Raw genomic sequence first — 26,533 nt, 5'->3', positions numbered from 1 at the left:
GGTTTATCTACTATTTTTTTGTTTCTGTAGGTAAATGTCCATATTCAACTTTGAAACATTTGGTGAAGTATGAAGCTGATGAAAATCCAATTTTATACGTTACTTCGTTTACATTATAGCTTCCTGTTTCCAATAGTTGCTTCGCTTTTTCTAATCTAACTTTTCTTATAAGTTCATTGGCAGAAATACCTGTTAATGCTTTAATTTTTCTGTAAAATTGGCTTCTACTTAAATGGAATTCGCTTGCTAGTATTTCTACACCTAAGTTGGTATTGCTAATATTGTCTCCAATATAATCGAGAACTTTTTCAATAAAGGTTTTATCTAATGGCGTTGTTGCTGTATTTGCAGCGCTCATAACAAAACCTGCTGTATATTTATCAAATAGCAATTGCCTGCTTGTGAGTAATTGTGTTAGTGTAGATTTTAGCACACCCATATCGAAAGGTTTACTTAAATATGCGTCTGCTCCCGAATCTATCCCAATAATTTTTTCTTCTGTCATAGCTTTCGAAGTAAGCATTAACAGAGGGATATGACTTGTTTTTACATTAGTCTTTATTTTTTTACATAGCTCGTAGCCATCTAAAATTGGCATAACAACATCTGTGAGAATGAGATTGGGTGTTTCTTTTTCTGCTATTTCGAATCCTTTTTCACCATTTTCTGCTGTTAGTATATTGTACTTGCTTTTTAATTCATTTTTTAAATAATCTCTAAGTTCAATATTATCTTCTACAATAAGCAGGGAGTGTTCTTTTTTTACTAATGCGTATTCTTCGCGGTTGGCTATGGTATTTTCGGTTTGTTCGCCATTACTATTTACAAAATTATCTTCAATCGTTCCATTTTGAGAGGTTGTAGGGAGTATTTCTTCTTCGGTATATTGTGATTTACCAATAGGGAATGTTACTGTAAAGGTTGTTCCTTTTCCAAGTTCACTTGTTACGTCTATTTTTCCTTTGTTAAGTTCTGTAAAGCTCTTAACCATTTCTAAACCTATACCTGTACTACCATAATAGTCCTTATTTTTTTTGCCTACTTGATAAAATCTTTTGAATATGTTTTTATACTCTTTTTGGTCTAATCCTGGTCCTGTATCTTTAATGGAGATATCAAAGGCATTGGATAATTCAATTCCTTTGGCTTCGGCTATTTCGCGTATTCTAATTAGAATGGTAATTTCTCCTTTATCGGGTGTCATTTTAAAGGCATTGGATAATATGTTGAAAAGGATTTTTTCTAGCATACCGGGGTCTATCCATGTTTTAAGACTGCCTATTGAGGTCTCGAAAGTTATATCGATCTGTCTGTGTCTGGCTTCTTCTTCAAAGTATGCCAGAACATTTTTAACTTTATTGATTATATCTATCTCTTGGGCTTGAACTAAGATTTTATTAAGTTGAAGTTTTCTAAAATCCATTAACTCGTTTATCAATCTTGAAAGGCGATCTGCATTTTTCCTGATAACCTTATGTTTATGTTTTACTATTTCTGGAAGTTGTAATGTGCTATTTTTAATTATGTCTTCTAATGGATTAATGATTAGCGTTAAAGGAGTTCGGAATTCGTGCGATATATTGGTAAAAAATTGAAGTTTCTTTTTATTTAAGAGTTCCTCTTGTAGCCTCTTCTCGCGCTCAAATTGTATAAGTTGTCTTTGTTTAAACCGCAATCTTAAAAATTGACTAACGGCTAATAATGAAATCAACGCAAATAATGTCATTAATACATACCATGTTCTTGTTTTCCACCAGGGCGGCAGTACACTAATGTTAAGCTCTAAAGGTTTTATGTTCCAAACACCATCATTATTTGCCGATTTTAGTTTAAAAATATAATCTCCATGTGGTAAGTTGGTGTATGTTGCATTTTTGGTATTGCCAACATAGTTCCAATTTTGGTCGAAACCTTCCAGTTTGTAAGCATATTGGTTTTTTTCTGGATGTGTGTAATTAATACTTCCATAAGACAATGTGAAAACCGATTGATTATGGTTTAAAGTGATTTTATCTGTTTGGGAAATTACTTTTTTTAGCGGAGACTCTTTATCGTTTATGCCTACTTCTTTATTAAACAACTTTAAAGAGGAAAGGTACAGTTTTGGGGGGCTATTATTGGTTTTTATGTTTTTAGGGTTGAAATAATTAATACCTAAATATCCTCCAAAATAAAGTTCCCCGTTTTCGTTTTTAAGAACGGCTCCATTATTAAAATAGTTATCTAACAAACCATCATCAACGGTATAATTTCTTGCCTTTTGTTTTTCGAAATTTATATTCGTGATTCCTGATATTCCACTTATCCAGAGCGAACCATCATCGCCTTCAATAATGGTGTTTACAGACGTTTCATTGAAACCTTCTAAATCATTATACGATTTGAATGCTTTGGTTTCTTTGTTATAGGCAAAAAGACCACCTCCCTTAGTACCCACCCATATTCGATTATCACTAGATTGATATAGGGATAAAATATCATGAATACTTGGGTGGTTTTTAGTGATTTTAGATATGGTATTACGCATTGATATTACCTCGAACGTTCCATTTTCTAACAGCTTCACTTGAAACAAACCGCTTGTGGTTCCCATCCAAATGGTATCGCTATTATCGACCATAACCACTTTAACATCAGAGTTTATTAAATCGTTGTCTACAAAGGGTTTTGAACTGCAATGAAAAAAAGCTTTTTTAACCGGGTCATAATAATGCAGCCCTTTTAAAAAAGAGGCTATCCATATTTTACCTTTAGAGTCTTCTGCAAAGCTCATTATACCATCTGAGGTAATAGCGCCATTGGTCGTTTCTTTATTATAGTTTACAAAGCTTTTACTCCCTTTTTTTAAATAGTAGATGGCTTTATCCCAAGTACCAACCCAAACATTTTCTTTGCTATCTATAAAAACGGTTTCTACTGCTTTAGTTTTTAAACCTTTATAGGTTGACGCTGCATCTTCGTTAACATGGTCGAATGTATTGGTTTTAGGATCAAGAATATCCAGTCCGCTATTAACAGCTATCCAGTATCTGCCTTTACGGTCTTGTTTTATACCGCTTACAGATTGTCCTTGTAGTGAGTTTTTATTATTTGGAAGGTTTTCAATATAACCGAATTTACTATACAGGTTATCATGAACACTTACGCCTCTATTGTAATAGCCAACCCATAACCTATATTGCTTATCTATAAATAATGTCCATACAGAATTAGAGCTAAGGCTTTTACTATCATATAAACTATTTAAATATGTTTTTAAAATACGCCCCTGGGCGTCTATAACAAGTAAGCCATCATTCTCGGTTCCTACTAAAACTCTATCTTTAAACGTTTTTAGGGATAAAATCCTTTTGTCTGAAACCGGCATTATGTCTACTTGGGGCTTATCGCTTATAGAAGAAATTTTATAAATACCTTTTACATGGGTTCCAACCCATAAATTATCATTGTCATCAAAGGAAAGTGTTTCTACATAGGTGTCGAATACTTTCGAATAATCCTTATTATCTATAATTACTTTCTTTAAAGTATCATCGTCCAAAATTCGTAACCCCATATTGGTTCCTACATAAATAACCCCTTTATTGCTTTTACTAAGACTATTTATAAAGAGACTATTTTTAGTATCGGCTTCTAATATAATTTTTGATATGTCGTTTGTTTGAATAGACATTTTTAGCATACCCTTACCGTAGGTAGCTATTATTAGATTTTTTTCTGAATCTTCAATTAGGGATTTTACACTTACGTTTAAGGAAGATATATTCGACTTAAAGTCTACCCGCTCAAAACTATCTAAATCGCGATTATATCTATTAAGCCCTACATTTGTACCAACCCATAAGTTATTATCAGAATCTAAAAAAGCACAATAAATAAGATTACTATCTATCGATGATTTATTTGATACATCATACGAATAAGCATAGTAGTTCTCGCCATCAAACCTATAAAGACCAGCGCCTCTGGTTCCTATCCAAATAAACCCAGAGTTATCTTCTATTATAGTTGAAATGGGCATTTGCGGAATGCCTTCTCTTAGGTTAACAAAAGTGAGGTTGTTAAAATCTATTTCTTGCCCATGAATAGTATGTATGCAAAGGAAAATGCATATTAAAAGTCTAAACCTTAAACATAAAAGCATAGAATAAATTTTAACTGAAAAATGTTGCCTTATAAACTAAAAATGTAAAACTAATGCATTACCTCTTATATACTCTTACCCAATCTACTTGCATTGTGGAATTATCTGCAAAATCAGCAGAATCGACACCTTGAAAAAAATCTCCCCCCACAGCTAAATTTAATACAATTTGCTGTTTTTTACCAAATAATTCTGCCACATAGTTTTTTGAATCGGCTGCATATGTATGCAAGCTTTGCCCATCAAATAATATTTCTAAACTTTCTGCTTTCCAGATTAGCTCATACTCATGAAAGTTTTCTGTAATATCCACTCCCATTTCATGTACTTTTTCTGTGTCCTCGTTTTTGGTTAAAGGCTTATTAACTTCTGTACCATAAAAAATATTAGACTGAAATTTTGTTTCTTGGTTCCCTCGGGCTTCTAAAATGTCTATCTCTCCTTGTGTTGGCCATGGATTGGCATAAGACCAGAATGCAGGCCACATTCCATTGCCTTTTGGCAACTTGATTCTTGCTATTAAGCGATATTCCTTTTCACCTTCTTCATCCGATGGTCCAAATTGATCTTTGGTTTCCAATCTACCGGAAATGTATTCAAAATCTTTTGGTGTGTTATCTGATGGACTTGTTGCACCATTCGTGGCTTCTCGTTTTGCTTCAATGGTTAAGATCCCGCTTTCTATTTTGCTTTGTGCTGCTTTATAAATTTGAATTTCATTGTTAAAAGCACCTCCTTCCCAAACATTCCATTTTGATAAATTTGAATCAAACTCTTCTTCAAAAATCAAGTTCCATTCCCCGTTATTTGGATTCGTCGGTTCTTCAGTCTCTCTTTCAATTTTAACAATTTCATCTGTAAAATTTGAATTAGAGCAAGCAAAAGCTCCAATTAAAAAATACACGACTCCAAACTTAATAATACTCGAAATTTTCATATAACTTTTTATTTTAATTTAATCTGTTAAAGATAGTTATAGGCAAAAAAAAGGTATATGATTTATTATGGTAAAAATGATGTAATATAAGCACAAATGATGCATAATTTACGATATATATGTCTAACAAATTAATTGAACGGGAAGTCATAATGTTTTACGGTTTATTAATACACATATATTTCTCATTGCGCACAACTACCTGATTAGAATGCATTAAATGAAAATATCCCATCTAGCCATAGCTAGATGGGATATTTATTAACACTAATCTTAAAACTAAAATAGTTTAAAGGTTATTTTATTTCTTAAATGGTTTTAAAAATTAAAACGCATACTAAAGGTCCATGTTCTACCATATCCAAAACGTCCCTGATTTGATCTATTGATCCCTTTCCAGTTTTCGGTAGGGTCTGTAGAAGCTATTTGATTTTGGTTAAGAGATTCTAAATAAACCTCATCAAAAATATTATTAATATTAACTCTAAACTGAATAGAGTTAGTATCTTGTTTTCCAACAACCCATTTGTATGATAAACCTGCATCAACCGTATCATACCCTGGTAATGAAATAGGTGGCATGTCTTTAGAAGCGGCCCCTTGTGAGTGTAAATCGTTATACCAATTCCATGTGCCATCAATACCTAATCTTGGTAAGATTTCATAGTCTGCAAAAATACCTCCTGTAACTTGCGCAGCGCCTCCTACTTGTAAACCATCTAAGTCTACTTCTTCTTGAGTACCTATTTGGTTACCATTGTCTCCAAAAACTTTTCTAGATCCGTTGCCATCAAACTTCCAATCTCCTAAAGACAAAAACCCGTTCACTCTTAAGTTATCCAATGGTCGGGTAAACACCTCTAACTCAACACCCATATGTACTTGCGTAACACCTTGTGTTTGGGTTATTCTGAAATCTGCTTCTCCTTGACGCCCCTCAATATCAATATCTGTTCTATTTGCCCAAGTGGTATGATAAGCATTAAGGTTAGCTGAAACTCTCTCGCTTTTAAATTGATAACCTACTTCCAATCCTGTAATATCTTGGTTTTCTACTGCGGGATTAATTAACTCATTAGAGCCTCTATCATTTTCGAACAAATCACTGTGGAATGGTTGACGTGAGTAATAACCAACATTAGCAAATACTTTATTATTATCATTAATAGCATAAGCTGCACCAGCTTTAACATTAAACCCAAAATTTGATACTTTCTCTGAATCTTCTTCTGTTGCGGTTGTAAAGAATTCCGTTCTTAAATGATCTTGAGTTGAGGCAGATCCTTGAAAAAATGCGGAAAATGCATCTTTAGTATATTCTAATTGCCCAAATACACCATAATAGGTAATCACCTCTTGATAATCTCTGTCTAAACGTTGCGTATTAGAATCATTAGGATTAAACACCATACCCCATGGGTTTATACCTCCATAATCGTCTGTTATTGTATAAGACCCATTTTGTGCACTGGTAACATCTACAGATCTAACTCCTATAAATTCATTCACGCCCCTAAAGTGTTTTCCTGTATAAGTTCTAATATCTACACCGGCGTTTAAACTTAAATTTTCACTTAACTCATTATTATAGTTAGAAACTAAACCAAACCAGTTATGATTATTATACGAACCTCTTACAAACGTTGCTTCTCCTGAACTGGTTCTTAATGACCCGAAAGCACCACGTCCTAAAGAACCATAAAGAATTGATGATACCGACGATTTATCATTAATGTTCCAATCCCAACTTAAATTAGCTACTGGTTTATGATATATATTTCTACCAAAAGGATATATTCCTCCTTCTAAGTTATTAGGGCTTTCTACACCCATTAACACACCATCGTTATACCTTCTGCCATTATCTAAAAAAGTACCTATATCATCCCTACCTGCAACAGCATGCCATTGAGGTGCTCCTGTTATTAAGAAGTTTAATGAATGTTTTTCATTTGGTTGATATCCAACCGAAAGGAAATAGGTTTGCCCTTGACCATTAGTATAATCTACGTATCCATCTCCTTGCCAGTGTCCAAATAATCCTGAAAAAGACCATCCTTTTTCATTTACACCTGTAGAATAATAAGCAGTCGTTTTAGTATAATTATCATTTGCTACCATTTGTTGTATAAAACCGCCTTCTCTTTTATCTATCGTTTTGGTTACAATATTTACTGTTCCACCAACAGATGAAATAGCTAATTTTGAAGAACCTAAACCACGTTGTACCTGTACGGCACTAGCAACATCTAAAACACCCGACCAGTTAGACCAAAACATCCTTCCGTCTTCTGGACTGTTAATTGGCTGACCGTTTAACATAAATGCTGTATTTGATTGATCAAACCCTCTTAAAAAAAGTTGACCATCACCAAAACCTCCTGCTTTAATATTTTGAACAGACGGAGTCGATTTTAGTACTTCTGGTAAATCCCAGTTACCAGCTTTTTCTTGAATTTCTGCTGCTTTTATTGTTGATACAGCTATGGGCGTATTTCTATCTTCAGCCAAATCGATAACTCCAGTACCTGTAATAACAATTTGGTCAAGAGAATTATCTGGTGTTAATTTAATCTCTCCTAAATTTGTATTACCATTAAACGGTATCGTAACGGAAGCATAACCTACATAAGAAATTACTATTTCTCCTGTTGAAGCCTCTGTTTGCAAATTGAAAATACCATCAAAATCTGAAGAAACACCATTGCCTGTTCCTTTTTCAATAATATTCGCACCTGGGAGTGGGGAATTAAGTTCGGCATCCATTACTGTACCTTTAACGGTACTTTGAGCCACAATAACTGTAGTAGATAATAAAGCCACAGTCATGAATAAAAAATGAATCGTTTTTTTCATGGTTTAAAAAATTAATTATTTGAAGTTAGTCAATACAAAAGTACGTATTATGTGACAAAACGATGATCGGAAATATTAATTTTATTAACATATACGACAAAACAAAAGGCGCAAATATTAAAATATAAGCGCCTTTTTCTTTATTTTGTTAAAAACTTTACATGTTTTTACATCATACTCTTATAATAATTCAACAAATTATCGGTCGAAGAATCATGTGCGTTGTTGTCTGTACTATTAAATTCCTTTAAGATTTTACTGGCTAATTACTTCCCTAATTCTACGCAAAATTGATCATATACATTGCACCCGGAACAGTTGGACGCTATTGTTAGCTACAATTATTATGGTTTTTCATATTCAATGATGGTTTGTAAATGGTTTATTTTATCAAAGTTTGATTCTCCTCTAAACTATCAGAATTTACAACTTTCCACTTTAAGGTTGATTCCGTTAATTTTATGATTTCATAAACAGTATCGTCAAAATTAGAGTCAATCGCTGACCAATAAATTGTCAAAAAATCTTCATTTTTGTTCCATTCAGCTGTTCTTGGTTCAGGAGTATCTATAGTCGGAAAATCTAAAAAGAAAAAAGTTACTTTATTATTTTCAGTAAATTCCACTTTAGATACCTGGGATATAACAGAACGACCATCCAGAAAAGTACTTTGTACTTTCCATGTTCCCACAATAGATACTTCAACTGCGTCCACATCATCACTTGAGCAAGACATAATAAAGAAAGATACTATAATGATTACCGAATATGTTTTGAATTTACTCATTGGATTAATAATATTTGATTTGTTATTCCAAACGATTTCGGAATTATTTTGTAGGGGGATTTTTATTCACGCGTAAAACAGTCTCCATACCAAAATTTAGTTAGACCAAAACCATAAAAGCTCTCCTTTTTGTTAATCTGTAATATTAATTGTCTCTACCGACGACATATGTGTACCGGTGCACATACACTTATTATATTTTCACAAATCTAATAAATTTCAAATTTTATTGAGAGAAAATACATCAAATAAATGCGTTATGACTTTCGTTTTATTTATGTTATGATCACAAAATGCTTGAGTTTACCATCTAATACTGGTCTTCTTCTTTAAATTCAGGGTTTCTGTTATAACTCGAGGTATTGGTATCGGTGGGAGATCTATCTATTTTGACCTTACTCCTTATGTATTTAGAATCGTTTAGTATTCCAAACTCTTTAACGGCTGTAATAGTAGCCTTTTTTTTCTCAGAGTTTTCTGCAAGTTTATATTTAAATTCTGTTGAGGTATTTTTCCAATCTATATTTTTAATCAAACAGTTACCCCTCTCTCCTTTGTTATTAATATAATAACCTTTTTCAAATTTAACCTGAGAATATGTAGTCATAGTAAATAATAATGTTAGATAGAATAATATCTTTTGTCCCATTTTATAAATGCTGTCAAGTAGGTTTATAGTTAAATAGGTATGGGAGTAGGTAATGGTGTAGTTACCGTATGCACACTTTAACACAAAAAGAAGATAACGGGTGGTCAGAATGAAGGAAAAAATACTCGATAGTTTTAAGAGTTATGAGTGACATTACGATACTAATAAGCCGTAAACGTTAAATTATGGCTTTTTATTATTTGTAATTTACTCACTTATTATCACCACTAGTTTTGAAAGCAAGCGAGAGCAGGGAATTTTTATCGCAGATTAAAGGAAGTTCTAAATTTGGATTTTCTCTACTTATTAACAAAGTGTTATTCTCTATACCCTTGATACTTTAATTAAATCAGTAAAGCTTAAAGCTATTTCTTAACAATGCAAAAAAACCACAGTTTAAAAGCCATGGTTTTACTTTGTTTATAAGTCTTGTCAACCACTAAACATTGTTTAGCGGGAGGGGGGTTATTTTCCGTAATGATAACGACAGGCTGCAATTAATAACTGGTCATTTTCATATTTGTAAACCAATCGATGTTCTGATGTAATTCGCCTCGACCAATAGCCTTGTAAATCTCCCTTTAGAGCTTCGGGTTTCCCGATGCCTTCAAAAGGTGTTCGCATACAACTTTTAATGAGTTCGTTAATTCGTTTTACTAGTTTCTTATCAACTTTTTGCCAATACAGATACTCTTCCCAAGAAGACGTAGACCAAGTTAATTTCATCTATTCGATTAAGTCTTTTTGAACACCTTCGCCTGCTTCTAGTTCTTTGATGGAGTTTAATAAAATATCTCTGTTTTTTCCTGTAAGCAAATAGGTGGTTTCTTTTAGTGAGTTGTACTCATCTAACGATATTAAAACTAGATCCTTACCATTTTTTCGCTTGATGATGATATCGCTTACATCATTGACCACTTTATCGAACCAATGTTTTAGATTTGAACGAAAGTCTGTATAATTTACTGTTTCCATAGTACAAATATAATAAAAAAAGTACCTTATTAAGTACTTTTTATTGTGTTTAACATATAAGGCCTATGGAGAATTTTAATTTTTCGAGGTGGTCGCAGTTTGAGACTACCTGATTCTTTTCTGCTTTTGTGTTTTCGCTCATTTTATGACGTAATTTCGATTACTAAAAATAGTTTTTAAATTGGGTACCGCAGATTGCAACACCCAATTTAGTGTTTGTTTTTAAGGGCTACTTTCTACGCATTTAGCAATTATTGACAGCCCTTCAAGTTCTTCATTTGGATAACTTTTTAGAACCAACCTACATAACCAATATATGGTACTTTGCCAAAAACCTTGCACAAGCTCTTAATGTTTCTCTTGATTTTCTTGCTGGAGACACTTCTGTTTTAGTAAAGGATAAAGAAGTATTACAACGTATTAAAGATATTTCTAATCTCTCGGAGGATAAGAAGAAGTATATTTTTGATTTTATTGATATGTGTTTACGTGACGATAAAACACAACAAGCCTATAAATAAAAAAACACAACATTGCTGCTGTGGATTTTAATAATGATTTTATTGACTCTTATGGAAGTCCGAGTTAAAAATTCGAACTAGCGCATACTATAAACCAACGGGGCCTTTTTCTTTATTTTGTTAAAAACTTTACATGTTTTTACATCATACTCTTATAATAATTCAACAAATTATCGGTCGAAGAATCATGTACGTTGTTGTCTTTACTATTAAATTCCTTTAAGATTTTACTGGCTAATTGTTTCCCTAATTCTACGCCAAATTGATCGTAGCTAAAGATGTTCCAAATGATACCCTGTACAAATATTTTATGCTCGTACATCGCTATTAGTTTTCCTAAACTTTCTGGTGATAGTTTGTTTATAAAAATAGTATTGGTAGGTTTGTTTCCTTTAAAAATCTTAAAAGGAATAATCTCGGATTGTGTTCCTTCTGCAACAACTTTTTCCTCTGTTTTGCCATTTAAAAGCGCTTCTGTTTGCGCTAGGAAATTAGAAATAAGTTTGTTTTGATGGTCTTGATTGCCATGCAAAGACTTTGTAAAACCAATAAAATCTGCTGGGATCAACTTAGTTCCCTGATGTATTAATTGAAAAAAGGCATGTTGTGAATTGGTTCCTGGTTCGCCCCAGATTAAAGTTCCTGTTTCGTAATCGATAGGGTTTCCGTTACGGTCTACACTTTTACCATTACTTTCCATAATACCTTGTTGTAAATAGGTAGCAAATTGGTTTAAGTATTGAGAATAGGGTATTACCGCTTCACTTTCAGCTTTAAAGAAATTATTATACCATATGCTTATTAAAGCTAATACTACTGGAATGTTGGTTTTAAAATCTTCATTTTTAAAATGCTCATCCATTTTGTTAGCACCTCTAAGCAAGCTTTCAAAGTTATTATAGCCAACTGCTAAGCTTATGGTTAAACCTACGGCACTCCATAAAGAAAAACGACCACCAACCCAATCCCACATAGGGAAAATATTGTTCTCGTCTATTCCAAATGATTTTACACTTTCAATATTTGTTGATACCGCCACAAAGTGTTTTGCAATAGCTTCTTCGCTTGCAGATTTTAAAAACCAAGCTTTAATGGTATTGGCATTAGATAGTGTTTCTTGGGTTGTAAATGTTTTAGAAACCACTACAAAAAGTGTGGTTTCCGGATCTAGCTTTTTAATAACTTCATTTACATGGTCGCCATCTACATTGCTTACAAAATGTGTTGTTAAATGGTTTTTATAATACTGTAAAGAGTCTACTACCATAGCTGGTCCGAGATCCGATCCCCCAATTCCAATGTTTACAACATCGGTAAATGCTTTTCCTGTAAAGCCCTTTCTATCACCATTTACAACTTCATTTGTAAACTGCTCTATTTTTTCTTTTACCTCATATACTTCTGGTATTACATTTACACCGTCTACATAACATTCCGATGTTTTTGGTGCACGTAATGCAGAATGTAAAACGGCTCTTCCTTCTGTTTGATTTATTATTTCTCCGGAAAACTGACTCTTAATCGCATCTTTTAGTTTAACCTCATCGGCTAATTCCAGTAAATACTTAAAAGTTTCTTCGGTTATTCTATTCTTTGAAAAATCTACATAAAAATCATCCCATTTTATGGTAAACTTATTTGCTCTCTCATCATCTTGAGCAAATAAATCTTTCATGTGAACATCTTTTAGTGTTTTAAAATGTTCTTGTAATTGTTTCCATGAATTTGTGCTGGTGGGGTTTATATTTGGTAATGTCATTAATTAATCTTTAAATGATATTAGATTATTATTGTTTTGTAACTCTTCTTTTAAAATAGCCTCTTTAAAAGGGATACTATCTAGCTTTACTTTTATAGGTGCTATAAAGTCTAAATATTTAACTTTTAGGGAATCTGATATTGGTTTAGCCTCTGGTAATTTTTGTTTAAATGGATCAACCTCTCTTCCGTTTTTCCAAAAACGATAACATACATGTGGTCCGCCTGTGTTCCCTGTCATACCAACCCAACCAATAACATCACCTTGCTTAACAAACTGACCAACTTTTACATTTCGTTTTCTCATATGCAAATATTGGGTTTCGTAAGTAGCATTATGTCTTATTTTTACATACTTACCATTACCTCTAGTATAACTCGATTTGGTAACGGTTCCGTTAGCAGTTGCCATAATTGGTGTTCCTATAGGTGCGGCAAAATCGGTTCCTCTATGTGGACGTACTTTGTAGCCGTAAACAGCGATTCTCCTTTTTAAATTATATCTTGACGAAATACGACTAAATTTAACGGGGGCTTTAAGGAAGGCTCGTCGTAAATTTTTGGCTTCTTTATTAAAATAATCGATAATGCCTTTAACAGAATCTGTTTCAAATTCAAAAGCATAGAAAGGTTCGTTATTATGCTCAAAGTACGCTGCTTTTATATTGTGAACCCCTGTGTAAATGCTATCATTAATATACTTATCTGTATAAATAACCTTGAATCGATCCCCTTTTTGAAGCCGTCTAAAATCGATCGTCCAGGCATAAATTTCATCTGCCATTTTGTAGGCCAACCTCGGACTTAGTCCTTGCTCTTCTAAAGTTTCCGAAATATTATTGGTAATAATGCCTGTAGCTGTTTTTTCAACATATTTTATAGGCTTTCTGCTCGTATAGGCATGTATTGAATCTTGAAAATTGATTACTACATATTCTTCCTGATTTGGTTGATAAATGAAACACTTAGGTATTTCCAATGTATCTTTAGAACACAGCAATGTATATGGTTTACCAACTTGAAGACGCCTTATATCGAACGAATCTTTAGCTTTTTCTGCAATATGAAATATTTTAGGATAGCCTAATCTGTTTCGTTCTAAAATCACCCCAAAAGTATCTCCTCTTTTTATGGTGTCTCGCTTAACGACAAAATCGTTTAGGTTAAAACCAAATTCATAAACGTCTTCTGGAACTTCTTCAACTATTGCTAATTCTTCTTCTGTAATAATAGTAGGTTTAGGGTCGTCTTTACAAGCAATAAAAGCTATTGCCAACACTAGTATTATTAAATATTTGTCCCCCAATCTTGTATTTCTTTTTCTGACCATAACTCTGGAAAAAATATCCTCTTTTGATATTTTGGATGCATATATTTTACCCATTCGCTTCCTCCTGTGGCTTCTGCTGTTTGTCCGCCAATATTTAAATAATGATTTGCTGTATTATAATGTGCCATGACCCATTTTATGTTTACAGTGTAATCATAATGACGCATGGCTTTTATTAACGCTTTGTCTTCTCTGGATTCTTTAGGCAATGACTTAAATTTAGACCATAAATTATTACCGTAATAAAACTTGGTAAATCTAATAAATTCATCTTTATATTTCTCTTCAAAAGCTGTTAAAAGATAGCTTTTTTTGCCTGTTTTATAATCTTTCCCAGCAGCTTGCCAATATAAGTGTTCGAACGCATTTTCGTAAGACGAATTCCTGTCGATAGTCTCTCTGAATCTTTTATCAATTAGATTTATAAGTTCTGTTGATGCAAACTCAATTTTTCTATACTGCGCGCTCTGAAAACCGCTTGCTGGTGTTAAAGTAGTCCTGAATTTATTGTATTGGTCAACATCCATACCGTCTTTCATGATACTAAAGGACGAGGTAAGCATATCGAAGTACCTACTAATACGCATTAACTTTGACGTAAACGTTTCGGTGTCTACTTCGCTATTTTTTGCTACTTGATCTATCTCACCAAGTATCATTTTAAACAAAAGCTCGTTAATTTGATGGTACATTATAAATACCATTTCGTCCGGATGGACAGTACGTTGTATTTGAAGGTTGAGCAGGGCATCCGTTTGAATATAATCCCAATAATTAAGGGGCTTACTATGCAATAAGCCTTCTAAATAGGTTTCATAATCCTGGTCTATTGCCTCGTATTTTTCTTTTAGTTGGTTGGTTATTTCTAAACTCAAAATCTCTTAATTAACAACTATCTTAAAAGGATGCTTTAACCCTTTAAACGCTTCTAGGTCAGCTCGCAGAGAACCAACTGCTAAATCTGCCTTGATTCGCAAAGGTACTTTATTTTTGTCTTTTGACACCCATAGTGTTAAACTTTCTTCTTCTTTAAAAACACGACCTGCCATTACATAGGGTCTAAATTTTAAAGATCGTATTTCCCCAAAATCCGTATCGATAACTTCTTCACCAAGATACCTTAGTTTGAACCCATAGCTTTCTTTATCAAAAAACATCTCTAAGCCCATTTCGTCTCCTGGTTTTAACTTACTGGTATCTAGATTGTTTCTAAAATAATAAAACGTCGACACCATATCCTGAATATTAGGTCTGGTTTTAATAACAGATTTTTCATTGTGCTTTTTATCGTTTACGTACGCTTTATTATTCACCTGATCAAAATCTATTTCAATGTCTTTGGTATAACCTCCTTCATCTATATTTCTAACAAATTTATACGGCATAATGGTTCGTTTATCAAAGTAACTCTCGTATCTGTCCTTAACTTTAAAAAACCATTTTATCATACCAGTAGTCCAGCCTTTTCCAACTACATGGTAAACATCTTTATTTTTTAATTGTGTGTCTTTAACGGTAAGTGTAGCATTTCCGGCTTTTAAAAAGCCACTATAACTCATCTTAAATTTAAACCATTCTCCGTCACCAAATGCAGATTCTTGTTGGGAAAAAGACATTTGCACAGCTAATGTTGTAATTAATATAAGTAGTATTTTTTTCATTTGTAATGGGTCTTAATAATGTAACTTTTATACCTACGGATTATTGCTATTTACTTAAGGGAATTACAATTATTATTCCAAAAATATAAAAAATCTTAAGACTACTTGCTAATATTAGAAGAGCTTAACATTAATTTGTTACAAAAAAACGCGTCTTGAATTTTAATCTTTGGACAAAAATTCAAGATGCGTTTAGGTTTTATAAAGTGTATAAGTGACCCTAATTTGATACCATTGCGAAGCCTGTCTGCTGAAAGACAGCGAGGTTCGACTATGTCTATCTGTTAATTTGATTCTCGTTTTAATTTAACAGATTCCCACGTCGCTTCCATGGTGTTTCTCAAGATGACATTATATTAAATTTTTAGGGCTTTTGTACTACAATGTTCCTCTATTAGCTTGTTCTCTCTCAATAGATTCGAAAAGTGCCTTGAAATTACCTGCTCCAAAACCACGAGCTCCCATACGCTGAATAATCTCGAAAAACAACGTTGGTCTATCTTCAACTGGTTTTGTGAAAATTTGCAGTAAATAGCCTTCTTCATCTGCATCGATCATAATACCTAAGCTTTTTAGTTTTTCTATATCTTCCCTTAATTCATGGCTGTGTTCTTCTAACCTTTCTGGCACTGCTTTATAGTATTCTTCTGGTGGTGTAGACAAAAACTCAACACCCCTAGCTCTTAAACTGGAAACGGTTGCAATAATATCGTCGGTAGCTACAGCTATATGCTGAACCCCCGATCCTTCGTAAAAATCTAAATATTCCTCTATTTGTGATTTTTTCTTTCCTTCTGCCGGTTCGTTTATAGGGAATTTTATACGTCCATTCCCATTACTCATTACTTTACTCATTAAAGCCGAATACTCGGTATGGATCTGCTTATCGTCAAAAGACAAAAAGTTTTCAAAGCCCATAACATCTTCATACCATTTTACCCAGGTATTCATTTCTCCCCAACCTACATTACCTACCATATGATCTATATATTTAAGACCCGCTGGTTCTGGATTGTAATCTGATTTCCATTCTTGAAATCCTGGTAAGAATGCACCATTGTAGTTCTTGCGCTCTACAAAAATATGCACCGTTTCTCCGTATGTATAAATACCAGCTCTTACAACTTCACCGTATTCATCTTCTTCCACAACTGGTTCCATATACGATTTAGCACCTCTACTGGTGGTTTCCTCATATGCTTTTCTAGCATCTTCTACCCATAGCGCTATTACTTTTACGCCATCGCCATGTTTTACAATATGGTCGTTTATTGGTGATTTACTATTTAATGGTGTGGTTAACACCAAACGTATTTTATCTTGTTTAAGCACATAACTTACCTCGTCCTTCGATCCTGTCTCTAGCCCCCTATAAGCGTAAGATTGAAACCCAAATGCTGTTTTGTAAAAATGCGCAGCTTGTTTTGCGTTACCTACATAAAATTCTACGTAGTCTGTTCCTAAAAGTGGTAAAAAATCTTGTGCGCCTTCGAATATTTTTTCTAAACCGTAGTTTACTGGTTTTATATCTTTCATAATATAGTCCATACTAACCTTCCCTTTGGGAAGGGACTCAAAACTGGATGGATTTTGAGTACTTTATGAATAATTTTTTTTAACGTCTCAAAAAGTTACCTTTGAAGATTCAGGGGTTATAACCAAGATTTATAATAATCTTCATCGGCTATTTTCATAGCTTCTTCAGTAACCATTAAAGGTTTGAATGTGTCTACCATAACAGCGAGTTCATCGGTTTTTAGCTTACCAATACTTCTTTCTGCTGCTCCGGGGTGTGGTCCGTGAGGAATCCCAGCTGGATGTAACGAGATATGTCCTGCATCAATATCGTTCCTACTCATAAAATCGCCATCTACATAATACAACACCTCATCACTATCTATATTACTATGATTGTAAGGTGCTGGAATGGATTCTGGATGATAGTCGTATAAACGCGGTACAAAACTACACACCACAAAAGCATCGGTCTCGAAAGTTTGATGTACTGGTGGTGGTTGGTGAATACGCCCTGTTATAGGTTCAAAGTCGTGAATTGAAAATGCATACGGATAATTATACCCATCGTAACCAACTACATCAAAGGGATGTGAAGCATAAACCATTTCTATAATATCTCCTTGCTTTTTTACTTTTATTAAAAAGTCTCCAGATTCATTATAGGTTTCCAATTCTTCGGGTCTACGAATATCTCTTTCGCAAAACGGTGAATGCTCTAATAACTGTCCGAACCAGTTTCTATAACGCTTTGGTGTGTATATTGGTCTGTGGGATTCAACTATAAATAGTCTGTTATCATCGGTATCGAAATCTATTTTATAAATAATACCTCTAGGAACTAATAGGTAATCTCCATATTTAAAATCAAGATTACCAAACATCGTTCTTAGTTTCCCTGTTCCTTTATGAATGAATATGAGCTCGTCTGCATCGGTATTTTTATAAAAATAATCGTTTGTTGATTGTTTTGGTGCCGCCAATACTATGGCGCAATCACTATTTACTAGTACTGCTTTTCTGCTTTCTAAATAATCCTGTTCTGGTTTTACCTGAAATCCTTTTAAGCGGTACGATTTTATATTGTTCTTTAAAGCAATTTTTGGTGCAACGCTATACTGTTTTTTTATTTCTTTTACTTGTGTTGGGCGTTGCTCGTGGTAACTATTTGTAGACATTCCGTCAAAGCCAACGGTCCCGAATAACTGTTCGTAATACAAACTACCATCAGGTTTTCTAAATTGAATATGACGTTTATGCGGAATACTTCCTAATTTATGATAAAAAGGCATTGTTTCTAAAATTTAAAGATTAAAAAACTACAAAGTTATAGACACAAAGTCTTAAACCTCAATATGATATATTATAGATATAATATACCTGCCTATTCAGGATTTCTCTTGATAAGATAGTGTAAGAATACTAAAAGGTCTTGCCAAAAAGTTTGCATAACTATACAAATATCGTGAAAATTTACGACTTTGTAAAAAAGAAATTACGGTCTTGGGTTTATAAAATTGTTAATACCTAGTAGAAGGTGTTAGACCGCTTCGCCATTAGAATTAAGATACAAAGACGCAACTAAACGTTAAAACCAGAAACCTACGTTAAAAAACCAGATGGCTTTCCTTTGCTCTGGGGAATAGCTAAATTTTGCCTGGACAGGTCCTATAAATGTATTGATGGCGTAACCTAATGCATAGCCTCTATAATCGGGAAGCGTAAACCATTCGCCCGTATCGAAAATATTATCGTCTACATTTGCCCAATTCCCTTCTAAAGTAACATGATGGTTTTTAAAAATCTCGTAATCGGCAATTGCAGATGCCTTTACATAACTATTGCCTGTAAGCGATAAAAAATCGTATCCTAAGAATGGCTCAAAATTATTTATTAAGTTGTTACCATAACCTCCCAATGCAAAATCTAATGCTTGCGTAGATTTATCTCCTAGTTTAAACCCGCCATTGGTTTGTAAATTGAATGCTAATTTGTTCGAAACACTAAAGGCATAACCAATATCTGCTTTGGCTATGGAAAACTTTTTAAAATCCTTGTTGAAGTCTGATGCATAAAGGTATAAATGCAAGTCACTATCAAAATAAAATCCTTTTTTTGGAAAATACTTGTTGTCGTAAGTATCTAGTTTTAAATATCCGAAAACACTCAAATAATCTGTGTTTTCAAACAAAAACTCTTCTTCCGGATTATTGTTTATTGCAATTGTTGGGGATTTTACTTCTAGACGTTTATGTTCTGCTCCTACACCAAATGCAAAATCTTTTCTAAACAGGCTTTGCACATAAAACTGATTGGTTTGATCTTGTAATTCTGCATCTATTTTATTTAATCCAACGCCTAATTGATCGTCTTCAAGCAATAATTGCGCACTTATATTTTTGTGGAATTGCTGAAATCCAGATTTTATACCGATACTCCAATAAAAGCCTTTATCGATTAAGTACTCAAAATTATACCTAACATTATCGCCTAAAATAACATCTAACGATGCCACATCATTATCGAATAAGAGGTGTTTTTTTGTTATGTTTAACAATAATCCACTTTTATATAAATCGTCATAGTGAATTCCTGCTTTTAAAAACGCTGTGTTTTTGGTTTCTACTAAAGTACCGTGTAAGTCGTAACCTTCTGTTCCTTCTGTTTTTTCAAATTCATACAGGAATGAGTCAAAATTATTTGTAGCCACCAAACTGTTTACACCTTTATTAAAGGTTTTATAACTTATCTTTTTATTCTGTTTTAACTTTAACTTACCCAAAACATAAGCTCTTGTATAACTATTTTTCCCTTTTAGCGAAATCGAATTAATTACAATACTGTCTTGTCCTTTTATTTCGGGTATTGGTCTGGTGTCTTCTTTTAAACCTTTTTCTGCTAAATCCTTTAAAGCCTCAATCCGATTTATAGCTGCTTGCTTACCTGTTTCAATAATTTTCGCTCCTTCGCTAAAGGACACTACGGTAAAGTCTTCTATATCTGGTTTTATATAGATATCTGTTTTAGGTGCCTTTACCTTCATGGCGTTGATGGTTCTGAAATTATTTATTTGAAGCAAAACATCGGGAGCAGAAGTTAGTTTTTTACGACCAACCAACCCATGCTGGACATCTACTCCAATAATGACATCCATACCTTTGGCTCTCAATTCATCTATAGGATAATTATTGACTACACCTCCATCGGTTAAAACTTTATCATCAATAACTACTGGTTGAAATATGGAAGGCAATGCACCACTAGCCATAACTGACTGCGCTAAATTCCCCTTATCTAACATAACGGCCTCTCCAGTTTCTATATTTGTAGCAATACAAAAAAACGGAATGGGAAGCTCGCTAAAATCATCTATTTCGTTTAGATGAAGTGTTAATCTTGAAAGTAAACTATAAGTATTCTGACCTCTGGAAAGCGCAGATGGTAATTTAATTTTAAAATCATTAAACGGAAGCTTTATAGCGTATTTTTCATCATTATCCCGTTCGTAAAATGCTTTTGAAGCTCGGGGCAAATCATCATTTAAAATATCATCAAAGTTGACTTCCTTAAAAATGGAATCCAACTGTTTTCCTGTATATCCTGAAGCATATAATGAACCAATAATAGCCCCCATACTTGTTCCTGCCACATAATCTACTTTAACACCTAAGCTATCAATCACTTTAAGGACTCCGATATGTGCTAAGCCTTTGGCTCCACCTCCACTTAGCACTAAGCCAACTTTTGGTTTGTGTTTTTGTGTTTCGTTTTGTGCTTTCGCAGAAAATAAAACGAATAGGAATAGGATTAATATGGTTCCTTTTATTTTCAAATTTTATTTTTAATCAAATCTAAAAAGTTTCAAAACTTAACCGAATTTGTCATGTTAAACGTTTTATGCGATATCTTCAAACAAATATATTTTGTTTTCAATAGTATTCGAAATGACAAATACTCTCAAGGTTATGTATTGAACTTCTTTTTTAAAATTAAATTACTTTTTATTGTAATAATTATATACTTTCTCTGCTCTCGACAAACCTACAACATCTTCTAGTTCATCCAACTTCGCGTTTGCTACGCGTTTTGCCGATTTAAAACGTTTTAACAATTCTACAACAGTTTTTTCTCCTATTCCGGGAATGGTTTCCAATTCTGTATTTAATGCATTTTTGCTTCGTCTATTTCTATGATGTTCGATCCCAAAACGATGCGCTTCGTTACGCAACTGTTGTATAATTTTTAAGGTTTCGCTCTTCTTATCTAAATACAATGGAATAGGGTCGTCTGGATAGAACAACTCTTCTAAACGTTTTGCTATTCCTATAATAGCTATTTTACCTCTTAAATTTAGTGCATCCAAGCTTTTTAATGCTGAAGATAGCTGACCTTTACCTCCATCAATAATAATAAGTTGCGGTAAGGGTTGCTCTTCTTCAACCAAACGCTTATAACGTCTGTACACCACTTCTTCCATCGATGCGAAATCGTCTGGCCCAACAACTGTTTTTATATTAAAATGACGGTAATCCCTTTTACTGGGCTTTCCATTTTTAAAAACCACACATGCAGCCACTGGGTTTGTTCCTTGAATGTTAGAATTATCAAAACATTCAATATGTCTTGGCTCTTCAGAAAGTCTTAAATCTGCTTTCATTTGGGCCATTATTCTATTAGCATGTCTATCTGGATCTACAATTTTATCTTGCTTAAAACGCTCCATTCTATAATATTTGGCGTTTCGAATCGATAAATCCAAAATATGCTTTTTGTCTCCTAATTTTGGTACCGTTACTTTAATCTTCTTACCTAAATCAACTTCAAAAGGCACATATATTTCTTTTGAATTAGAATTAAAACGCTGCCTAATTTCAATAATAGCCAGCTCTAAAAGTTGTAAATCGGTTTCGTCTAGTTTCTTTTTTACCTCTAAGGTATGCGATCTTATTATAGAACCATATGATAGTTGTAAAAAATTAACATAACCATAACTTTCGTCACTTACTATAGAAAACACATCCACATTACTAATCTTAGGGTTTACTATGGTAGATTTTGCCTGGTAGTTTTCTAATACCTCTATTTTTTCTTTTATTTTTTGGGCTTCTTCAAATTGCATGTCTTCTGCAAACTGTTTCATTTGCTTTTTAAATTGCGACAGCGAATCTTTAAAGTTACCTTTTAAAATTTCTTTAATAGCCTTTATATTGCCATGATACTCTTCTTCGGTTTCCAAGCCTTCGCAAGCCCCTTTACAGTTTCCTAAATGATATTCTAAGCACACCTTGTATTTACCTGACTCTATTTTGTCTTGTGATAAATGATATTTACAGGTTCTTAAATGGTATAACCCATTTATCAAATCTAATAGGGTTGAAACCGTTTTCATACTGGTATAAGGTCCAAAATACTCGCTCCCATCCTTAAAGACACGACGGGTTGAAAACACTCTGGGGAAACGCTCTTTTTTTATACAAATCCACGGATAGGTTTTATCGTCTTTAAGCATGACGTTATACCGGGGCATGTGCTTTTTAATCAAGTTGTTTTCCAGCAACAGTGCATCCGTTTCTGTATCTACTACAATATGTTTTATTCTTACAATTTTTTTTACAAGCACTCTGGTTTTACCACTATCGTGAGTTTTTGTAAAATAAGAACTGACCCGCTTCTTTAAATTTTTAGCTTTTCCTACGTATAAAATCGTATCATTAGCATCAAAATATTGATATACCCCTGGGGCATTTGGCAAGGTTTTTAATTGTATGTCTAATGCTGGTACATCCATTAAACCAAAGGTATATTAAATTCTAGATATTGTAAACATTCATTTACCTTTTTTAGTATATTGCAATACTGGGTAAAGTATATTTAATGAATATTGTTGTACTATCGCGAAATCCTAATTTATTTTCAACAAACCGTCTTGTCGATGAAGGTGAAAAACGAGGCCATTTTATGGAAGTTATCGACCCCTTAAAATGTGATCTCATTATTGAAAAAGAAAAACCTACCATTTATTACAAGGATCGTTACTTAGATTATGTAGACGCTATTATTCCTCGAATTGGCGCTTCGGCTACCTTTTTTGGATGTGCTGTTGTTAGGCAATTTGAAATGATGAATGTATTTACTTCGGTTACATCGGATGCCATTATACGATCGAGAGATAAGCTTAGAAGTTTTCAAAGGCTTTCTAAAGCAGGAATTGGCATGCCAAAAACAGTATTCACCAATTACTCAAGAGATGTTGAGAAGGTGATTGCCCATGTTGGCGGCACACCTGTTATAATAAAACTTCTTGAAGGGACTCAAGGACTTGGTGTTGTATTGGCTGAAACCAAAAATGCGGCCGAATCTGTTTTAGAAGCTTTTAACGGATTGCAGGCAAGAGCTCTGGTTCAAGAATATATCTCTGAAGCTAAAGGCGCAGACATTAGGGCTTTAGTGGTAGATGGACAGGTTGTTGGTGCTATAAAAAGGCAAGGTAAGGAAGGTGAATTTCGTTCTAACTTACATAGAGGTGGTTCTGCTGAAATTATTAAACTTAATGAAGCCGAATTAAAAGTTGCCATGAAAGCATCTAGGGCTTTAAAGCTTCCTGTTTGTGGTGTCGATATGTTGCAGTCTCAAAGAGGCCCACTACTTTTAGAGGTAAATTCTACTCCTGGGCTGGAAGGTATTGAAACATCTACAGGCAAAAACATTGCCAAAAGCATCATTACATACATAGAGAGAAATAGACGCAGTTAAACAAAATTAATGGCTAATACTAAAAAAGACATATTAACCATTCTTGGTATATCTATAAAACCTGGAGAGAGCAAAGAGGTTAATTTTGATGTTGCTAATTTGCATACATCTACTCCTGTAAATGTTCCAGTAATTATTGAGCGCTCCAAAAAACCGGGACCAACGGTATTGTTTACCGCCGGTATACATGGTGACGAAGTTAACGGGGTGGAGATTGTTAGACAAATTATTGCTAAAGGTATTAACAAACCTAAATGCGGCACTACCATTTGTATCCCGGTTATCAATGTTTTTGGGTTTATAAATTTAAAACGGGAATTTCCAGATGGACGTGATTTAAATCGTGTATTCCCTGGTAGTTCTAACGGTTCTTTAGCAAGTAGGGTGGCTCATAAGTTAATACATGAGATTATACCACATGTAGATTATATTATGGATTTTCATACGGGTGGTTCCGGCAGGTTTAATGCACCACAAATACGTATTGTTGAGGGAGAAAGAGAACTTAACGACTTGGCTAAAGTGTTTGGGGCTCCCTTTGTATTGTACTCTAAGCATTTAAACAAATCTTTTAGAAACACCTGTGCAAAACTAGGAAAGGTTATGCTCCTTTTTGAAGGCGGGAAGTCTTTCCATATAGATGATTTAATAACCAATTCGGGAGTTAACGGTGTTAAACGTGTTTTAAATCATTTAGATATGTTAAGCTCTAAATTTAAAGTTTCGGTTCCTAAAAAAGATTGTATTCTTATAAAGAAAAGTAAATGGAAACGTGCTAAGTACTCGGGTATGTTTAAAGCTTCTGCTACAATAAGTTCCAAAGTTCTTAAAGGTGATATTTTGGGCAATATTACAGATCCGTATGGAAAGTTTAACTACTTTGTAAAAGCAGACAATTCTGGTTACATAATAAACGTAAACGAAGCGCCTATTGTTTATCAAGGTGATGCTCTTTTTCATATAAGTACCAAACTTGAAGATTGATACTTTTCCCTTAACTAAATCCCAAAAACCACATTATTGTTTTCAAACATTAATGATATAATTCTTATACAAAAAAATAAATCCAATTAATATATTTTGTCCGAAAAATCGTTTAAATAGCTTATTTAATCGATTAAATGCATTTTTTCTCGTTTATTTGTTAAATTAATGTTATGTTTACTTCATTAAAAAAGCTAACCATCACTCTAACACCATGGTTCAAATTATAAAGCCCCCAAAACCAATTGACAATGTCATTGGTTATTTGGAATTGAAAAATAATAGCATTTTATGCTCTAAAGTTTTTCTATCTGATATTGGATACCCTGCAAAGAACAAAGAATTTAGTTTAGAATTCTTTTTAAGCAAGCTTATTCATAAAGACGACAGCAAACTATTTAAAAATAATTATTTTAATTTTACTAAAAACAATATAGACTTTAGGCAGAGTATGCTAATCAAGTCTAAAAAAGGGAAATATAAAGAATTTGTTTGCACAACAAATCACGATAACATTAACTTTAACAATAAAGTAGCAAAGTCAAAATTTCTTTTTTTTAATAAACGGAAATATAAAACCAATAAAAAAGTAAAAAAGAGTCAGTTTTTCTATAAAGAAACTGCCGAGATGACATCAACTGGTAGTTGGTATGTAGACTTGATAAAACGAAAAAGCTATTGGGATCAACAAACAAGAAGAATTTTAGAATATCCTGAAGATTATAAACCTTCTGTAAATAAATCCGTTTTATACTATCCCAAAGAATCCCGCGAACTAGCTAAAAAGCTCTTTTTAAGATGCTCTATTCATGGAGAATCATTTAATACAGAAATAAAAATGCTTACCCAAAACAATCGTGAACTTTGGGTAAAAGCTAAGGGAAAGCCTGTGTTTAATGATAAGAAACAAATAGTTGGCATCCGTGGTGTTTTTCAAAATATCGATGAAACTAAAGCTAAAGAATTAAGTTTACAAAGAACTTCGAACATTATTGCTTCTCAAAATAAAAGACTTTTTAATTTTGCCCATATAGTGTCTCATAATCTTAGGTCTCACACTAGTAATTTATCGCTTGTTGTAGAATTAATAAACTCTACCGAATCTAAAGATGAGAAATTAGAGTTAATTAAAAGTATTGAGGATATAACTTCTAGCCTAAATGAAACTATAGAACATTTAAACGAAGTTGTTACGATTCAAACCAGTACAAATAAGAGTAAATCTCAAGTTAAATTTAGCGAATCATTAAAACACGTAAAAACTTCAATAGGACAAATAATTTTAAAAAATAACGCAACTATAAATTCCGATTTTTCAAAAGTCGATACTATAAAATATATCCCTGCTTATCTTGAAAGTATTTTGTTAAACTTAGTAACAAATTCAATTAAATATAAACACCCCGAACGAGATCCTATTATAAGCATACAATCTTATATGGAAAATTCTAGAGTTGTTTTAGAAATAACCGATAATGGGATTGGAATCGATTTAGATAAATTTGGAGGTAAGCTTTTTGGGATGTACAAAACCTTTCATTATAACAAAGATGCTGTCGGCATTGGTTTATTTATAACAAAAAACCAAATTGAAGCATTAAACGGCGAAATTAATGTTTTTAGTGAAGTTGAAAAATTCACAACTTTTAAAATCACTTTTTAA

The 26,533-nt window shown here is 33.2% G+C and carries 19 protein-coding genes; 4 read left to right on the top strand and 15 right to left on the bottom strand.

What is annotated here, in order from left to right; translation table 11 throughout:
• Positions 1–10: 10 nt before the first annotated feature.
• From C1H87_RS14035 to C1H87_RS14005, 7 genes are all read right to left on the bottom strand, one after another.
• Positions 11–4,144 carry a hybrid sensor histidine kinase/response regulator transcription factor gene (locus C1H87_RS14035; protein WP_102756415.1) on the bottom strand — a complete coding sequence of 1,378 codons (4,134 nt, stop codon included), beginning with the start codon at positions 4,142–4,144 and terminating at the stop codon, positions 11–13.
• 58 nt (positions 4,145–4,202) lie between these two features.
• Positions 4,203–5,081, bottom strand: a complete 879-nt coding sequence (locus C1H87_RS14030; protein ID WP_102756414.1) for a glycoside hydrolase family 16 protein — start codon at positions 5,079–5,081, stop codon at positions 4,203–4,205.
• Between the two features lie 318 nt (positions 5,082–5,399).
• Positions 5,400–7,937, bottom strand: a complete 2,538-nt coding sequence (locus tag C1H87_RS14025) for a TonB-dependent receptor (RefSeq protein WP_102756413.1) — start codon at positions 7,935–7,937, stop codon at positions 5,400–5,402.
• A gap of 382 nt (positions 7,938–8,319) precedes the next feature.
• On the bottom strand, positions 8,320–8,724 hold the full coding sequence (locus C1H87_RS14020) for a lipocalin family protein (protein ID WP_102756412.1): 405 nt from the start codon (positions 8,722–8,724) through the stop codon (positions 8,320–8,322).
• A 310-nt stretch (positions 8,725–9,034) separates the two neighbouring features.
• Positions 9,035–9,331, bottom strand: a complete 297-nt coding sequence (locus C1H87_RS14015; protein ID WP_158655227.1) for a hypothetical protein — start codon at positions 9,329–9,331, stop codon at positions 9,035–9,037.
• 507 nt (positions 9,332–9,838) lie between these two features.
• Complete coding sequence (locus C1H87_RS14010; protein ID WP_102756410.1) at positions 9,839–10,099, bottom strand: Txe/YoeB family addiction module toxin; 261 nt, start codon at positions 10,097–10,099, stop codon at positions 9,839–9,841.
• On the bottom strand, positions 10,100–10,348 hold the full coding sequence (locus tag C1H87_RS14005; RefSeq protein WP_102756409.1) for a type II toxin-antitoxin system Phd/YefM family antitoxin: 249 nt from the start codon (positions 10,346–10,348) through the stop codon (positions 10,100–10,102).
• A 278-nt stretch (positions 10,349–10,626) separates the two neighbouring features.
• Here C1H87_RS14005 and C1H87_RS14000 point away from each other — a divergent pair, with 278 nt between their 5' ends.
• Entirely contained in the window at positions 10,627–10,869 is a 243-nt protein-coding gene (locus C1H87_RS14000; protein WP_158655226.1) for a hypothetical protein, read from the top strand.
• A gap of 139 nt (positions 10,870–11,008) precedes the next feature.
• Here the strand turns inward: C1H87_RS14000 and pgi are convergent, their stop codons facing one another.
• From pgi to uvrC, 8 genes are all read right to left on the bottom strand, one after another.
• The gene (gene pgi, locus C1H87_RS13995; RefSeq protein WP_102756407.1) at positions 11,009–12,628 is read right to left on the bottom strand and encodes a glucose-6-phosphate isomerase; all 1,620 of its coding nucleotides are present in this window, start codon (positions 12,626–12,628) and stop codon (positions 11,009–11,011) included.
• A 3-nt stretch (positions 12,629–12,631) separates the two neighbouring features.
• Entirely contained in the window at positions 12,632–13,957 is a 1,326-nt protein-coding gene (locus C1H87_RS13990; RefSeq protein ID WP_102756406.1) for a peptidoglycan DD-metalloendopeptidase family protein, read from the bottom strand.
• Positions 13,915–14,832 (bottom strand): tryptophan 2,3-dioxygenase family protein, encoded by a 918-nt coding sequence (locus tag C1H87_RS13985; protein WP_102756405.1) that lies wholly within the window; start codon positions 14,830–14,832, stop codon positions 13,915–13,917. Before C1H87_RS13985 ends, C1H87_RS13990 begins: the two co-directional genes overlap by 43 nt.
• 6 nt (positions 14,833–14,838) lie before the next feature.
• On the bottom strand, positions 14,839–15,618 hold the full coding sequence (locus tag C1H87_RS13980) for a DUF3108 domain-containing protein (protein WP_102756404.1): 780 nt from the start codon (positions 15,616–15,618) through the stop codon (positions 14,839–14,841).
• A 378-nt stretch (positions 15,619–15,996) separates the two neighbouring features.
• Positions 15,997–17,154, bottom strand: a complete 1,158-nt coding sequence (gene hppD, locus C1H87_RS13975) for a 4-hydroxyphenylpyruvate dioxygenase (protein ID WP_394337941.1) — start codon at positions 17,152–17,154, stop codon at positions 15,997–15,999.
• Between the two features lie 116 nt (positions 17,155–17,270).
• A complete protein-coding gene (locus C1H87_RS13970; RefSeq protein WP_102756403.1) occupies positions 17,271–18,425 on the bottom strand; it encodes a homogentisate 1,2-dioxygenase in 1,155 nt (384 codons plus the stop codon).
• A gap of 296 nt (positions 18,426–18,721) precedes the next feature.
• Positions 18,722–20,965, bottom strand: coding sequence for a patatin-like phospholipase family protein (locus tag C1H87_RS13965; protein WP_317048169.1), 2,244 nt, complete (start codon positions 20,963–20,965; stop codon positions 18,722–18,724).
• Positions 20,966–21,127: 162 nt separating this feature from the next.
• Entirely contained in the window at positions 21,128–22,921 is a 1,794-nt protein-coding gene (gene uvrC / locus C1H87_RS13960; RefSeq protein WP_102756402.1) for an excinuclease ABC subunit UvrC, read from the bottom strand.
• Positions 22,922–23,007: 86 nt separating this feature from the next.
• Here uvrC and rimK point away from each other — a divergent pair, with 86 nt between their 5' ends.
• From rimK to C1H87_RS13945, 3 genes are all read left to right on the top strand, one after another.
• Entirely contained in the window at positions 23,008–23,886 is an 879-nt protein-coding gene (gene rimK, locus C1H87_RS13955; protein ID WP_102756401.1) for a 30S ribosomal protein S6--L-glutamate ligase, read from the top strand.
• 9 nt (positions 23,887–23,895) lie between these two features.
• Positions 23,896–24,870: a succinylglutamate desuccinylase/aspartoacylase family protein gene (locus C1H87_RS13950; RefSeq protein WP_102756400.1), complete on the top strand. Its 975-nt coding sequence runs from the start codon at positions 23,896–23,898 to the stop codon at positions 24,868–24,870.
• Positions 24,871–25,084: 214 nt separating this feature from the next.
• Positions 25,085–26,533 (top strand): PAS domain-containing sensor histidine kinase, encoded by a 1,449-nt coding sequence (locus C1H87_RS13945; protein ID WP_102756399.1) that lies wholly within the window; start codon positions 25,085–25,087, stop codon positions 26,531–26,533.

Source organism: Flavivirga eckloniae (genome assembly GCF_002886045.1).
Lineage (GTDB): Bacteria > Bacteroidota > Bacteroidia > Flavobacteriales > Flavobacteriaceae > Flavivirga > Flavivirga eckloniae.
This window is presented reverse-complemented; position numbering and strand designations above follow the sequence as displayed.

Bases quoted from the DNA above. Each gene is read 5' to 3' on its own strand.
- C1H87_RS13950 (WP_102756400.1), top strand. From the start codon at position 23,896: ATGGCTAATACTAAAAAAGACATATTAACCATTCTTGGTATATCTATA.
- C1H87_RS14010 (WP_102756410.1), bottom strand. From the start codon at position 10,099: ATGAAATTAACTTGGTCTACGTCTTCTTGGGAAGAGTATCTGTATTGG.
- hppD (WP_394337941.1), bottom strand. From the start codon at position 17,154: ATGAAAGATATAAAACCAGTAAACTACGGTTTAGAAAAAATATTCGAA.
- C1H87_RS14030 (WP_102756414.1), bottom strand. From the start codon at position 5,081: ATGAAAATTTCGAGTATTATTAAGTTTGGAGTCGTGTATTTTTTAATT.
- rimK (WP_102756401.1), top strand. From the start codon at position 23,008: ATGAATATTGTTGTACTATCGCGAAATCCTAATTTATTTTCAACAAAC.
- C1H87_RS14015 (WP_158655227.1), bottom strand. From the start codon at position 9,331: ATGACTACATATTCTCAGGTTAAATTTGAAAAAGGTTATTATATTAAT.
- C1H87_RS14025 (WP_102756413.1), bottom strand. From the start codon at position 7,937: ATGAAAAAAACGATTCATTTTTTATTCATGACTGTGGCTTTATTATCT.
- C1H87_RS13970 (WP_102756403.1), bottom strand. From the start codon at position 18,425: ATGCCTTTTTATCATAAATTAGGAAGTATTCCGCATAAACGTCATATT.
- C1H87_RS14035 (WP_102756415.1), bottom strand. From the start codon at position 4,144: ATGCTTTTATGTTTAAGGTTTAGACTTTTAATATGCATTTTCCTTTGC.
- C1H87_RS13980 (WP_102756404.1), bottom strand. From the start codon at position 15,618: ATGAAAAAAATACTACTTATATTAATTACAACATTAGCTGTGCAAATG.
- C1H87_RS13945 (WP_102756399.1), top strand. From the start codon at position 25,085: ATGGTTCAAATTATAAAGCCCCCAAAACCAATTGACAATGTCATTGGT.
- C1H87_RS14005 (WP_102756409.1), bottom strand. From the start codon at position 10,348: ATGGAAACAGTAAATTATACAGACTTTCGTTCAAATCTAAAACATTGG.
- C1H87_RS13990 (WP_102756406.1), bottom strand. From the start codon at position 13,957: ATGGTCAGAAAAAGAAATACAAGATTGGGGGACAAATATTTAATAATA.
- C1H87_RS14020 (WP_102756412.1), bottom strand. From the start codon at position 8,724: ATGAGTAAATTCAAAACATATTCGGTAATCATTATAGTATCTTTCTTT.
- uvrC (WP_102756402.1), bottom strand. From the start codon at position 22,921: ATGGATGTACCAGCATTAGACATACAATTAAAAACCTTGCCAAATGCC.
- pgi (WP_102756407.1), bottom strand. From the start codon at position 12,628: ATGACATTACCAAATATAAACCCCACCAGCACAAATTCATGGAAACAA.